A 12,323-nucleotide genomic window follows, 5' to 3' on the forward strand; every position below is an offset into this window, starting at 1 on the left:
TATTGAGGTTAATGCTATGTCAAAAGAAAAAATAAAAGTATACCTCTACACAAGAGTATCTACATCAATACAGATAGATGGCTATTCTTTAGAGGCACAAAAATCAAGAATGAAGGCTTTCGCTCTTTATAATGATTATGAAATTGTTGGAGAATACGAAGATGCAGGAAAGTCTGGAAAATCTATTGAGGGAAGAATACAGTTTACTCGCATGATGGAAGATATAAAATCCGGAAAGGATGGAGTATCTTTTGTTCTTGTGTTTAAGCTGTCAAGATTTGCAAGAAATGCTGCTGATGTTTTATCAACTCTACAAACAATGCAAGATTTTGGAGTCAATTTGATTTGTGTTGAGGATGGGATTGATTCATCTAAAGATGCAGGTAAATTGATGATTTCAGTTTTATCAGCTGTGGCTGAAATTGAAAGGGAAAATATTCGTGTTCAAACGATGGAAGGGCGTATTCAAAAGGCAAGAGAGGGCAAATGGAATGGAGGTTTTGCTCCTTATGGTTATCAACTTATTGATGGGAAATTGATAATCAATGAGGAAGAAGCAATTGCGATACGAACTATTTTTGATCAGTATGTAAATACAACCATTGGAGCAAATGGACTTTCTAAATACTTAGAAAATCATGGTATAAGAAAAATTCCAAGACAAAATGGGAAAAATCCATTGTTTGATGCAGGTCTTATAAGAAAGATATTAAAAAACCCTGTATATAACGGAAAAATAGCCTTTGGAAGAAGAACTTTAGAAAAAGTTCATGGAACAAGAAATGAATATAAGCAAGTTGAACAAGATGAATATTTAATAGCTGAAGGTATTCATGAAGCTATAATTTCTGATGAGCTATGGCAAGCAGCTCAAGTTAAGTTAAAATCTCAAGCAAAGAAATATGAGCATGTGAATAAAGGGAAAGATACACGCACACATCTGCTTTCAGGAATTGTAAAATGTCCAATATGTGGAGTGGGAATGTTTGGAAACAAGTGTATTAAGAAAAAGAAAGATGGTACAAAGTATAAAGATTTTTATTACTATGGCTGTAAACATAGGCATATGATAAGAGGTCATAAATGTACTTACAATAAACAAATCAGAGAAGAATTGTTAGATGATGCAGTTGCTGAGGTAATTATAAAGATAGTAAGCAATCCCAAATTTGCTTCTATGATGCAAGAAAAAATTAACATGAAGGTAGATACCTCTGAAATAGAAAAAGAGATAGATAATTACCAGAAAGAATTGAGGAAGAGCCATTCTACGAAATTTAAGCTAATTGAGGAAATAGATAATTTAGATGCTGATGATAAGCACTACAAACGAAGAAAACAGGACTTAGACGATAGACTTTATCGTATGTATGATAAGATTGAAGACTTAGAATCATTGTTAATTGATGCGAAAGCAAAGAAACAAACTATTGAAGCTGAGAAACTTACAGGAGATAACATATATAAGATTTTGATCTATTTTGATAAACTCTACAAGGTAATGAATGATGTAGAGCGTAGACAGTTAATTACAGCTTTGATTTCTGAAATTCAAATTTACGAAGAAAAGCAACCGAATGGGCAATGGCTAAAATCAATTACTTTTAAACTTCCTATCATCGATGAAGATTTAAATATAGGTTTGGACAATAATGAGCAAGTTGAGTGCATAGTTCTTCTGTCACGGGAAACGAAGTAAAAGTACACAAAAGGCTTGAAATCAAGGGATTCCGAAGATGAGGCAATAAAAAATACCTTTCCCGGAATTCCTTTTTTATCGGTTCTGACAATAGTTGTGAGCACTGATTTTTTGCGAAGTGTAACAAGGCAACTACTGTTTTTGAGGTTTTCGGAGGGTGTGTAACAAGGGAACTGTTGTCAGGACACATATTGTAAAATTGCCCAGACATCATTATAATAAATAAGAAACTTAATGGGGCAAAAAGGAGAATGTCATATGGATGACATTAAGAATGTCGTACGCATAGAGAAAACCCGTGTCATCAAAGACTACAGTGTCGGTATCTATGCCCGGGTCAGCACAAACAGTAAGGAGCAGCTCGACAGCCTTGCCAATCAGATATCGGGGCTTACTCGTCTTGCGGCAGCACACCGGACATGGTTCGTTGCGGACATCTTTATTGATGTAGGTACGGCAAAGACAGGATCCACACGAGAAGAATTCAACCGCATGATCAGAGAGTGCGAGAATGGGCATATCGACATTGTTCTTACAAAGAGCATCAGCCGCTTCGGACGGGATACGGTCGAAACTTTGGAGGCGATACGAAAGATCAAGGATGCCGGAAAGAGGATCATCTTTGAACGTGACAAGATCGATACGGAAACCGTGGACAGCGAATTACTCCTGTCGGTGATCGAAGTCTGTGAGCAGACGGAAAACGAGTGGCGCAGCGAGAATATCAGAATCGGTCTGAAGCAGAGAGCGGCTAACGGCACGTCCGGTTTATATGACAGACCGTGCTACGGATATTACAAAGACAAAAACGGCATGCTTGCCATCGATGAGAAAAAGGCGGAGGTCGTCCGGAACATCTTTGACTGGTATCTGGAAGGGGCAAGCGCGGTCGGCATCAAGAAGCAGCTGGAGAGCAAACAGATCAAAAGTCCCAGAGGGAAAGATACATGGAGCAAGCATACGATAGAATCCATCCTGACCAACATGAAATATACCGGGGATGTAGCGATCGCGGATTCCGGCGGCTCCGGGAACCAGTATAAGCTTGGCGATCACCACACCGGAATCATCTCCAAGGAGAAATTTGAGGCGGTGCAGATCGAGCGGGCGATGCGCAGCAATATGGAAATCACGGAAGATGGCTTGAAACGCAGAAGTACGAAGTACAGCTCCAAACGGAAGAAATAATAGGAATTTAAGCAGGCAGACAACATTGTCCGGCAGCAAAACACGGCATTTCTCGCTTTGTGTCGTGTTAAAGGATGATTCCGGATCGTATCATGGCATGGAAAGGAGGTCACCCATATGGATCAGGTCAAGATAGGCTCTTTCCTGAAAGAACTGAGGAAGGAAAGAAATCTGACACAGGAAAGTCTGGCTGAAAAGCTGAATGTCTCCAACAGAACGATATCCCGATGGGAGACAGGAAGCAATATGCCTGATATCGGTATGCTGGTCGAGATCGCAGAGTTCTATGACGTGAGCATACCGGAAATCATCAATGGAGAAAGGAAAAGTGAGAACATGAATCAGGAAACAAAAGAAACCGCTGTGGCTATGGCGGAGTACAGCCGTAATGAATTAAAAACAGGAAAGCAGAGAATCATCGGCGCATTGCTGTCGGGCTTCGGCATCTTTGTTATTGTATCGGCATTATCGGTATTTCCGAGTGAAAGCAGCTGGGGAAGTATCTACTCTGTGATCGGGAGCATTATACTGATTACGGGCATCTATTTCCTAACGAGAAGAATCCTGGCGAAGAGGGTGCAGCGTATTATTTGCATAGCTGCCTGTGCTGTCATTTTATTCGGGATATTCAGTGTCACCGACTATGTGGCCATTAAACATTTTAATCAGGTGCCGAGATTCAGATATGAGACAGGATGGGATTCGAGCAATCCGGATCAGCTGGTCTATAAGACGCTGTTTTTTACTGCTGTCCGCAAGAACCCCGGAACGGAGAATGAAGTGGTTGAAATTCTAAAATAGCCCCGTTGAGAATGAAATGCGCGAGACAACAGAACCGCTGAAAAATACTGTATATATGCGGCATTTGTGCACATGAACGACAAATTCACAGATAGCCCCCGTATTTCATGTGGAGACGGTAGTACTGCTTTCCCACAAGGCTCCGGACAGTCATATCAACGTAAAGGTGGAGTTTGGCGAGGGAGAAGGCAAGGTGCCATTTGATAAAATAACGGAAAGAGCAGAAAAGTATAAGCCAAAAGAAAGAGTTGCATACAAGAAGATAAATTCGGTTTCAAAGTACATACTGCATATATAGCAGAAGTAACGAGAGCTTACGGTCTCCCTATGTATGACGCTCCTAATGCTGTAGAAGAACTGAAACAACCGAGAAAGCATCCGACAGAGGAAAAAGTGAAAGCGATCTCCGATGCTTTAGTTCATTTTGGACTTAAAAGAGCGCATCCGTATCCACTTCCGGGGACATACGGATGCGCTGGCATATCTGAAAAAGACGGGCATGGTTTGAAGATGATAAGATGCAGAAGCGTCTCTTGTGATATTGGTACAGCTATGTCGTCTCTTTTGAGGCTTCCTGCATCAGTTCATTGATCTCCTTTATAGAAAAATCTAAGGCTGAGAGCCGCTTGACATACTCTTTTGCCAGGGTGCGACGAGTCAACAGGATAAGCTCCTGATGCTCCGTGACTGTCCGACCGGTAGTACGCCGGGTGATTAACAGCCCTTCCGACTTCAGAAGCGCCAGTGCCCTTTGCATGGTATTGGGATTTACTGCCGCTTCCTGTGCCAGCTCTCGGACGGACGGAATCCGGGTTCCGGGGGGATATTCTCCCCTCAGAATCCGGAATTTGATGATCTCGGCTATCTGCAAATAAATAGGCGAGTCCGAGGTGAAACTCCAAGACATTTTTCTCACTTTCTTCTTGCTTATTTGTGCATTAGAACACGAATGCAATCTGGTAGGAAACACTTTGATATATTTGAGCTTGATGGGAATGATAATTTCTCCAATATATAACCATAGGATATAGGACAATTATCAAGAAACTATCATGTTTTCAAAAAACGGCGAGTTTATAGGAATATGGGGTATTCACGGAAAAGCCACTGGCAATAAAAACGAAAGCGTCTGCACGATTTCTATTTAGACAGACCTCAAATATGGAAAACTCAAAAACCTATGTATCCCTACACTGTTGACGTTAGGTCGGTATGCCGATATAATTAGGTGAACAATAAATGGGAGGTGACGATATGGACTTGCAGACTTTGCTTGACCAAAGACAAATCACAAAATACCATCTTTCAAAGGTCAGTGGCGTGCCAAAGACTACAATTATGGATATATGCGCGGGGCGGAGCGAGATCGAGCGTTGCTCTGCAAAAACAGTCCGGCAGCTTGCGAAAGCGTTGGATTGTACGATGGAGGACATCATGGAGCTGTCTTCCCCTTATGACAGTGCAACCGGCCTTCCAAAAGATAAGTCCTATCTTGAACGCGGCCTGCCGCCATTTCTGATGGAATCCATTGCCGCCATGAAAGCAGCATGGAAGAAATTAGATGGCGGAGAACCGTATCTTCGCTGGGACTGCGATTATTGCAATCTTCAGACGGATATCAACAACGCAGAGGTCAACCAGATCATCAATCCGGAGCAGGCATGGTATCTGCGGGAGAAGTATTTAAGACTGGAAAGAGCGTGAAGGAATGGGCGTCATAGATTTTACAGACCTGAAAAAGCGGAAAAAGACCTATGCCGGTGCAAACGGGAATAAAATCTCCGTGATTTACGAAGGCGAACAATATATGCTCAAGTTCCCTCCGCAGGCAAAGCTGAATAAAGGCACGAGTTACAGCAACAGCTGTTTTTCAGAGTACCTGGGCTGCCAGATTTATGAGAGCATCGGCATTCCGGTTCAGAAAACCTTGATGGGAGTTTATACGGTAAAGGGGAAACAGAAAATCGTTGTCGCCTGCGGTGACTTTACGGAACCAGGCGTCTCTCTGCAGGATTTCGCCTCCCTCAAAAACCGCATGATTGATCCGGAACGGCAGGGATACGGGACAGAGCTTATAGATATCCTCCAGACAATTGATGAACAGACCCTTGTAGACCGTGACAGCCTTTTGGAACGGTTTTGGGATATGTTTATCGTGGATGCCTTCATCGGGAACTGGGACAGGCACAATGGAAACTGGGGGTTTCTGTATGATGACCGTACCGACGAAATGACACTCGCTCCGGTCTATGACTGTGGAAGCTGCCTGTACCCGCAGGCTGACAAGAAAATCATGGAAGCGGTGCTCTCCGATCCAGGCGAACGCAATCATCGTATTTACAATATCCCTCTTTCGGCGATTATGCAGGAAGGTAAGAAAATCAAGTATTTTGACTATATTTCCTCCATGCAAAATGAAGACTGCAATCGCGCATTAAAACGCATTGTCCCGCGTATTGACATGGGAAAGATCAAAGGGATCATTGACTATACGCCGTTTATCAGCGATCTCCAGAAGGACTTCTATCTGACAATGCTGATAGAACGGAAAAAGAGAATTTTTGATTTCTCTATAGAAAAACTGGATAGTAAATAATCGAACTTCCATGAAACAGGAAAAGGAGATCAAGAGTGAAAATAAACGAGATAATGTAGACACACTAAAACAAGAGGCATGTTCGCCGCCTCATTCAAAAATGAATATTTGAAGAATCATCAGTCATCGTTGCATTTGACTAATGAAGATGTATCGTAGCCCTGAGCATTCAGGTAATCAAATACATTTGCATCGTTAAGCACAACCCGTTGCGGATGCTCCTGAGGATTTAACAGTTCCTCATAATCACATGGCGAGAAAGGTTGTTTGTCCTTGACCATATGATAGATTGAAACCATCATCATTCTTGCGATAGCGATAATCGCTTTCTTGTGACCGCGGCGACTCTTTATCCTGCGATACTTGATTGCAAAGTAAGGGTTTTTCTTGCACGCTATTGCAGCTAAGGCACATTGAACCATTAAAGGCTTAAGATAAGCGCCGGCTTTCATGATTTTTGTGGAATGCTTCTTGCCAGCAGATTCGTTGTGCTCGTGGTGTAAGACCACACCACGAGTACAAATGACCGGAATTGTCGAACACATCCATGTCGATGCCTGTTTCAGCAAGAACGATAGTTGCGTTAAGTTCATTCATACCTGGCATGGTCGCAACACGTTCAACATACCTGTAGTAGGGTTTGATTCGAACATAGAGTTCTACTTCGGTTTGAGAAATCATATATTTGAGATAATCCATATGGTTACGAGCAAGCGTAAGTTTGGCCGCCTGATCAGCTTCAATTTTGTAACCTTTGATAGCGGCAATGATCTCATCGGATTTCGCTTTTGCCTGCTGCTTGATCAACTTGCGCACGGCTTTTTCATCCATAGATTCGGAGGTGTGCTCAAGAAGATAATAGATGATTTCTGTAGCCGTTTTGCCAAAAGGATTAACCTTATAAGGACAGAGAAAATAATAAAACTTGGAGAGGAGGTAATTCTCATGTCAAATACAAAAAGAACAGGACAAACAGCTCTTTACGAGCGTTTAAGTCGTGATGATGAAATGCAAGGAGAAAGCAATTCCATCACCAATCAAAAGTAGCTACTTGAAAGCTATGCCAAAAGAAACGGCTTTGTAAATATCTATCACTATACCGATGATGGAGTAAGCGGAACAACCTTTGATAGAGAGGGATTTCAAAAGATGATAAAAGCAGTAGAAGAAAACAAAGTATCTACTGTGATAGTAAAAGATATGAGTAGGTTTGGCAGAGATTACCTCAAAGTAGGCTTTTATACCGAAATACTGTTCAAAGAAAAGGGAGTAAACAAGAATTTCTAAAAGTGATGAACAAGTTATCCGATGAAAAAAGAGAAGAAAAATATCAAGGGGACAAAGAGAAGTTAGAAAAACTGTCATCAAGAAATGAATAACTAACAACCCTCATTACAAAACTATACGAAGACCACGCACTTGGAAAAATTCCTGTAAAACACTTTGATAGATTATTTAATACCTATGATACGGAGCAACAAGACTTAGAAAAACAGATACAGTATTTTGAACAGGAAATAGAAAGCTATCATCAGAAAAAAGTTGACACTGATAAATTTCTAAAAATGATAGAGAAATATACAGATATTGAGGAACTGACAGTACCAATGATAAATGAGTATATAGAAAAAGTTGTGGTCCATGAAACAAAAGGGGGAAGAAAAGAAAAAGACAGAAAACAACAAGTTGATGTTTACTTTAACTTTATAGGCAACTGTCAAGTGCCACAAAAAGCTGATATAGAAAAAATGGCTTAAAAATGGTACAATGTTAGTGGCAACTAACTTGAATTTACATGAGGTGTCTAAGTTTAAGGGAAATGGAAATACAAGAAAAAATAAAACCTGTTTTGAATGGCACTGCGGAAACAATGCTTCAAAGTTTTTATGCACGTGCAGAGTATTCACAGAGAAAGAAGCATAAGTTCTATGATGCAAAAGCAGTAGAACTTGTAAATAGGATTGACTATGACTTTTCAACTGCATCAAAAGATCGTACTATGAGTAGTGGTGTCATCGCACGCACACTTGTCCTTGATGAACTGGTCAAAGATTTTATTGGACGAAATCCTACTGCCACAATAGTAAACATTGCCTGCGGACTGGATACAAGATTTTATCGTGTGGATAATGGTATCATCACTTGGTACAATCTGGATTTGCCTGATGTCATAAAGCTCAGAGATCAGATTTTTTTAGAAAGTGGTCGAGTTTCATCTATCGGTGCTTCTGCTTTGGATCCAAACTGGTTCAAGGAAGTAAAAAACAGAAAAAATGTACTTTTTATTATAGAAGGACTGTCCATGTATCTCACTGCCGAAGAGAATGCCAAGATACTTTCTATCATTCGTAAAAACTTTGATACTGCTACGGTCATAATGGAATGCATTGCAAAGATGTGGGTAAAACGAGAAAGAGTTGAAAAATCCATCCAGCAAACCGGAGCCAGATTCGTTTTCGGTGCAGACAGCTTTGATGATATAAAGAACATTGCTCAGGGGTTTCATAAGATTAAAGATGACAACATATTACGTGGTATGCGTGTTCTCACGCCTGCATTAAAGCTAATCGACTGGCTCCCGATTGCGAGAAAAATCACACAGAAGATTCTTGTTTTTAGTAAACAACTCTAAAACCATTAGGAAAAAACTGCCTGATTCAAGGGTTGAGCTGCCGGGAATATGTGCACCGCAGTTATTTTGAGGCATTGGGCAATGCTTTGATTCGTCGGGACTACCTGATCAATGGAAACGAAGCGCATATAGATATTTTTGATGACCGCATGGAGATCTATTCTCCCGGAGGAATGCCGGATGGCACGCTAATACAGGATCGTAATATCAAAGGGGTTCCATCCATCCGTCGAAATCCGGTACTTGCTGACATCTTTGCAAGACTTGGCTATATGGAACGTTCCGGGAGCGGATTGAGCAAGAAATGAATCTTGTTGACAAAGGATTATTGAACAAAACAGCAGAGACGAACAGGAGACGTTATTGGAAGGTTTCCTTAGATAAATAAATCCCTATTTACAAGGAAGTACAATCAGAATGAGACAAAATATAGATGCAGATCTTATACTCACAATAGCTGAACAAGGTTTTGAAGGTCATCTTTATGATGCCAAAGAAAAGGAAAAGGTTGTCATTACCTTTTCCGGCAGTGAGGGAGGTTCTGCGGCTAGTGATACAATGGCCTATTACTACAGGCAAAGCGGCATATCTGCATTAGGAGTCACGCTGTTTGCAGGAATTGCTACAGGAAAATTTCTGGATAAAGTGCCGTTGGAGTATGTTGAAAATGCGATTCGATGGCTTAAAGATCAAGGTTATAAAAAGATTGTAGTGGATGGTATATCCAAAGGAGCTGAATATGCTCTGCTTGCGGCATCAATGTTTGAAGACATCAGCTGTGTCATAGCACGTGTCCCTTCTTATTTTGTCAGTGAAGGTATGATCGGGAAAAAGAGAACATCTGGTGATTCCTGCTGGTCATATCAGAGAAAAAGTTTGAACTATGTTCCATATAAAATGAGATATTTCAATGTGATAAAACAGTTTATCGCTCATCGTGAATTTAATATTCTGGATTATAACACAAATAAGGATATTGGAGCTGAGGCTATCATTCCCATGGAAAGAATTCACGGTCCTATTCTTCTCATATCAACGGAAGCAGACACAGTGTGGCCTTCTGTTCAACAGGCTGATTATATAGAAAAATATCTGCTGGACCGGAACTTCTCTTACGAAGTAATGAACCTGAAGTACCGATATATCAGTCACTTTGCTATCCCGATGAGAAGAAACGAAGGATTGTTAAAACTTCTCTTCAAGACAGAGCGGAAACACCCGAATGAATGTGCATCCGACAGAGCAGATATTACTTCTAAAGTGATTGACTTCATCCGAAATCACTGATAAGGATAAACTGGAATTTATTGGAGAAACACATAAGTGATAGGTATTTATTTAAGTGGAACGGGGAATACGAAGCACTGTGTTGAAAAGCTGGTGCATTTGATGGATGACACGGCACAATGTGTTCCGTTAGAATCCCCACAGATTACAAGCATATTAGAGGAGCAGAACATAATTATTCTGGGTTATCCCACACAATTTTCCAACGCTCCATTTATGGTACGCGATTTTATCGTAAGAAACAGCTCCATATGGAAAGGGAAAAAAGTGTTTTGTGTCAATACAATGGGCCTTTTCAGCGGTGACGGGACGGGATGCACTGCAAGACTTTTAAAGAAGTATGGTGCAGAAATCCTTGGCGGTTTGCAAATAAAAATGCCGGATTCTGTTTGTGATAGCAAGTTGTTGAAGAAAGATATTGAGAGGAACAGACAAGTTGTTAAAAATGCAGATGAGCGTATTGAGCAAGTTGCAGAACAAATCAGGCAGGGGAAATATCCCCAAGAAGGATTATCGCTGACAGCACATCTCAAGGGGGTTGTTTGGACAAAGACTATGGTTCTATCGTAAAACGGCGGGATATTCTGATGTATTGAAAATAAGCGATGCGTGCATTGGTTGCGGCCTATGCAGTAAAGAATGTCCAATGGGAAATATTCAAATGAAAGATAATCGGGCAGTTTCTGGAAATCAATGTACAATGTGTTACCGCTGTATAAGTTTATGCCCTCAAAAAGCAATTACGTTGCTTGGAGAGCAGGTGAAGGAACAATGTCGATACGAAAAATATAAAAGCTTCAAATTATAAAAACCCCGATTTTGTCTGGCGGTCAATCCGATAGACAAATCGGTTTTCCGAGCTTCAATCATAATCATCAGGCTGGTATTCCAAATGGAAAGCCGGCCTTTTACATAGCCGAGTGATTTTCAAAGCGAAGGGCACCCGGCTTTTTCTATTGTCCCATGGAGATATTTTGGTACATACCATATTAGTCTGAACGGGTTCCCGATGACTGACATCAATAAGGGCCTATCGAGCCAAACGCTTCTCGGTAACTTATCCAAAGGCAAATCAGGTCAAAAAGTGTGAGAGTTGAGTTGCCGAGTTAGATGTCGGGGAGTTGTGGCTGTGAGACAGATGACTGTGATTTATGACGAATCGTGAAAGAGGCAAATATGAATACAGCGGAAGCGTCTTTATTGTGCTGGGCGATTGTGTTAATTTGAGGAATTATATTGTTCCTTTTTAAGAGAATTTGCCTAGATAAAATAAGAAACGGAGTTCTCAAATATTTGTTTGGTATGATGCTCGCGTATTCAATACTTGTATTGATATTCATTGCTTCAGAGCAAATCCCTAATTTGAGAATTGCATTACAAAACTGGCGTTTATGGATTACACGGGGAATGCACGCCTCAATAATATTAGTTTTGATTCCGGCAGGTTATTCTATTTTCTTGATTGGGAAAGGCTATTCTAAAGAAGGTGGAAATAGAGCACCGTGGAGATGGAAACTAAAGATGATGGCTTCTATGGTTTTTAGTACGTGGATTGCTTTTTTTAGTCTTGAATTGTCAAGTCAAGTGCAACGAGGTTGAATAATAAACCTCATAAGGAGTTAGGTAGCCTAAGCATTTTCGAGGTCGTCTGTTTAATTCATCCACTTTGCTTTGTATATATTCATCGCTGTACTTTGAAAGATCGGTTCCCTTCGGGAAGTATTCGCGAATTAAACCGTTAGTATTTTCATTTGTTCCACGTTGCCATGGCTGATGCGGCTGTGGAAAGTAAAACTGTACATTGTTTAATGCTGCCGAAGTTTCTGCATGCTTGGCAAATTCCTTTCCGCGATCTGGAGTAATGGAGAATAATGGCTGTTCTTTAAGACATTTAATCATAATCTCACTCACAAGAGTGGAAGTTTTCTTTTCTGCCTTCATGCATAGAAGAAATCGACTTTTTCGGTCTGCGAGTGTAACTAGACAAGGACCATTCTTCTTTCCGGCAACAGTATCACCTTCCCAATCCCCAATACGTGAACGACTCTCTGCCTCGGCAGGTCGCTCTGAGAGATTGTTGCTAATAACTATTTTGCCACGTTTTTCAGTGTGTTCTTTAG

Annotated in this window: 16 protein-coding genes and 1 pseudogene; 13 read left to right on the forward strand and 4 right to left on the reverse strand. The window is 40.9% G+C overall.

The features are described 5' to 3' along the window. The first annotated feature begins 16 nt into the window (after nucleotides 1–16). The 4 genes from HMPREF1152_RS05585 to HMPREF1152_RS09975 all read left to right on the forward strand — a co-directional run bounded on the left by HMPREF1152_RS05585 (nucleotide 17) and on the right by HMPREF1152_RS09975 (nucleotide 3,986). The gene (locus tag HMPREF1152_RS05585) at nucleotides 17–1,699 is read left to right on the forward strand and encodes a recombinase family protein (protein WP_009644215.1); all 1,683 of its coding nucleotides are present in this window, start codon (nucleotides 17–19) and stop codon (nucleotides 1,697–1,699) included. Nucleotides 1,700–1,957: 258 nt separating this feature from the next. Next, on the forward strand, nucleotides 1,958–2,887 hold the full coding sequence (locus HMPREF1152_RS05590; protein ID WP_009644204.1) for a recombinase family protein: 930 nt from the start codon (nucleotides 1,958–1,960) through the stop codon (nucleotides 2,885–2,887). 117 nt (nucleotides 2,888–3,004) lie between these two features. Next, complete coding sequence (locus HMPREF1152_RS05595) at nucleotides 3,005–3,688, forward strand: helix-turn-helix domain-containing protein (RefSeq protein ID WP_009644209.1); 684 nt, start codon at nucleotides 3,005–3,007, stop codon at nucleotides 3,686–3,688. Between the two features lie 109 nt (nucleotides 3,689–3,797). Further along, entirely contained in the window at nucleotides 3,798–3,986 is a 189-nt protein-coding gene (locus HMPREF1152_RS09975; protein WP_009644201.1) for a hypothetical protein, read from the forward strand. A gap of 252 nt (nucleotides 3,987–4,238) precedes the next feature. On the opposite strand, the gene HMPREF1152_RS05605 is transcribed toward HMPREF1152_RS09975, so the two are convergent. Next, a complete protein-coding gene (locus HMPREF1152_RS05605) occupies nucleotides 4,239–4,595 on the reverse strand; it encodes a GntR family transcriptional regulator (RefSeq protein ID WP_036380203.1) in 357 nt (118 codons plus the stop codon). Between the two features lie 347 nt (nucleotides 4,596–4,942). Here HMPREF1152_RS05605 and HMPREF1152_RS09320 point away from each other — a divergent pair, with 347 nt between their 5' ends. Beyond that, complete coding sequence (locus tag HMPREF1152_RS09320) at nucleotides 4,943–5,392, forward strand: helix-turn-helix domain-containing protein (RefSeq protein ID WP_156791972.1); 450 nt, start codon at nucleotides 4,943–4,945, stop codon at nucleotides 5,390–5,392. A gap of 4 nt (nucleotides 5,393–5,396) precedes the next feature. Next, nucleotides 5,397–6,284 (forward strand): HipA domain-containing protein, encoded by an 888-nt coding sequence (locus tag HMPREF1152_RS05615; RefSeq protein ID WP_009644203.1) that lies wholly within the window; start codon nucleotides 5,397–5,399, stop codon nucleotides 6,282–6,284. A gap of 119 nt (nucleotides 6,285–6,403) precedes the next feature. On the opposite strand, the gene HMPREF1152_RS09890 is transcribed toward HMPREF1152_RS05615, so the two are convergent. Continuing rightward, nucleotides 6,404–6,736: a hypothetical protein gene (locus HMPREF1152_RS09890; RefSeq protein ID WP_009644211.1), complete on the reverse strand. Its 333-nt coding sequence runs from the start codon at nucleotides 6,734–6,736 to the stop codon at nucleotides 6,404–6,406. Then, nucleotides 6,714–7,115: a transposase gene (locus HMPREF1152_RS09895; protein WP_083844336.1), complete on the reverse strand. Its 402-nt coding sequence runs from the start codon at nucleotides 7,113–7,115 to the stop codon at nucleotides 6,714–6,716. The genes HMPREF1152_RS09890 and HMPREF1152_RS09895 overlap by 23 nt, the downstream gene beginning before the upstream one ends. A gap of 114 nt (nucleotides 7,116–7,229) precedes the next feature. Between HMPREF1152_RS09895 and HMPREF1152_RS10065 the strand changes: the two are divergent. The 7 genes and pseudogenes from HMPREF1152_RS10065 to HMPREF1152_RS10005 form a co-directional block, all read left to right on the forward strand. Continuing rightward, nucleotides 7,230–7,556 (forward strand): annotated as a pseudogene (locus HMPREF1152_RS10065) (recombinase family protein); the annotation flags it as partial. 293 nt (nucleotides 7,557–7,849) lie between these two features. Beyond that, a complete protein-coding gene (locus HMPREF1152_RS10070) occupies nucleotides 7,850–8,041 on the forward strand; it encodes a DUF4368 domain-containing protein (RefSeq protein ID WP_009644206.1) in 192 nt (63 codons plus the stop codon). A gap of 62 nt (nucleotides 8,042–8,103) precedes the next feature. After that, on the forward strand, nucleotides 8,104–8,916 hold the full coding sequence (locus HMPREF1152_RS05635; RefSeq protein ID WP_009644208.1) for a class I SAM-dependent methyltransferase: 813 nt from the start codon (nucleotides 8,104–8,106) through the stop codon (nucleotides 8,914–8,916). 50 nt (nucleotides 8,917–8,966) lie between these two features. Then, nucleotides 8,967–9,224 (forward strand): ATP-binding protein, encoded by a 258-nt coding sequence (locus tag HMPREF1152_RS05640; RefSeq protein ID WP_242822284.1) that lies wholly within the window; start codon nucleotides 8,967–8,969, stop codon nucleotides 9,222–9,224. A gap of 109 nt (nucleotides 9,225–9,333) precedes the next feature. After that, a complete protein-coding gene (locus HMPREF1152_RS05645) occupies nucleotides 9,334–10,203 on the forward strand; it encodes an acyl-CoA thioester hydrolase/BAAT C-terminal domain-containing protein (protein ID WP_009644202.1) in 870 nt (289 codons plus the stop codon). A gap of 36 nt (nucleotides 10,204–10,239) precedes the next feature. Beyond that, nucleotides 10,240–10,773, forward strand: a complete 534-nt coding sequence (locus HMPREF1152_RS05650) for an EFR1 family ferrodoxin (RefSeq protein ID WP_009644212.1) — start codon at nucleotides 10,240–10,242, stop codon at nucleotides 10,771–10,773. Nucleotides 10,774–10,795: 22 nt separating this feature from the next. Then, complete coding sequence (locus HMPREF1152_RS10005; protein WP_334290467.1) at nucleotides 10,796–11,011, forward strand: 4Fe-4S binding protein; 216 nt, start codon at nucleotides 10,796–10,798, stop codon at nucleotides 11,009–11,011. Between the two features lie 767 nt (nucleotides 11,012–11,778). On the opposite strand, the gene HMPREF1152_RS05660 is transcribed toward HMPREF1152_RS10005, so the two are convergent. After that, a partial coding sequence (locus HMPREF1152_RS05660; protein ID WP_009643175.1) for an IS30 family transposase occupies nucleotides 11,779–12,323 on the reverse strand: 545 nt, incomplete at its 5' end.

Source organism: Mogibacterium sp. CM50 (assembly GCF_000293155.1).
GTDB lineage: Bacteria > Bacillota > Clostridia > Peptostreptococcales > Anaerovoracaceae > Mogibacterium > Mogibacterium timidum.

Bases quoted from the DNA above. Each gene is read 5' to 3' on its own strand.
- HMPREF1152_RS05590 (WP_009644204.1), top strand. From the start codon at position 1,958: ATGGATGACATTAAGAATGTCGTACGCATAGAGAAAACCCGTGTCATC.
- HMPREF1152_RS09890 (WP_009644211.1), bottom strand. From the start codon at position 6,736: ATGAAAGCCGGCGCTTATCTTAAGCCTTTAATGGTTCAATGTGCCTTA.
- HMPREF1152_RS05585 (WP_009644215.1), top strand. From the start codon at position 17: ATGTCAAAAGAAAAAATAAAAGTATACCTCTACACAAGAGTATCTACA.
- HMPREF1152_RS05635 (WP_009644208.1), top strand. From the start codon at position 8,104: ATGGAAATACAAGAAAAAATAAAACCTGTTTTGAATGGCACTGCGGAA.
- HMPREF1152_RS05615 (WP_009644203.1), top strand. From the start codon at position 5,397: ATGGGCGTCATAGATTTTACAGACCTGAAAAAGCGGAAAAAGACCTAT.
- HMPREF1152_RS05605 (WP_036380203.1), bottom strand. From the start codon at position 4,595: ATGTCTTGGAGTTTCACCTCGGACTCGCCTATTTATTTGCAGATAGCC.
- HMPREF1152_RS09320 (WP_156791972.1), top strand. From the start codon at position 4,943: ATGGACTTGCAGACTTTGCTTGACCAAAGACAAATCACAAAATACCAT.
- HMPREF1152_RS10070 (WP_009644206.1), top strand. From the start codon at position 7,850: ATGATAGAGAAATATACAGATATTGAGGAACTGACAGTACCAATGATA.
- HMPREF1152_RS09895 (WP_083844336.1), bottom strand. From the start codon at position 7,115: ATGGATGAAAAAGCCGTGCGCAAGTTGATCAAGCAGCAGGCAAAAGCG.
- HMPREF1152_RS05645 (WP_009644202.1), top strand. From the start codon at position 9,334: ATGAGACAAAATATAGATGCAGATCTTATACTCACAATAGCTGAACAA.
- HMPREF1152_RS05595 (WP_009644209.1), top strand. From the start codon at position 3,005: ATGGATCAGGTCAAGATAGGCTCTTTCCTGAAAGAACTGAGGAAGGAA.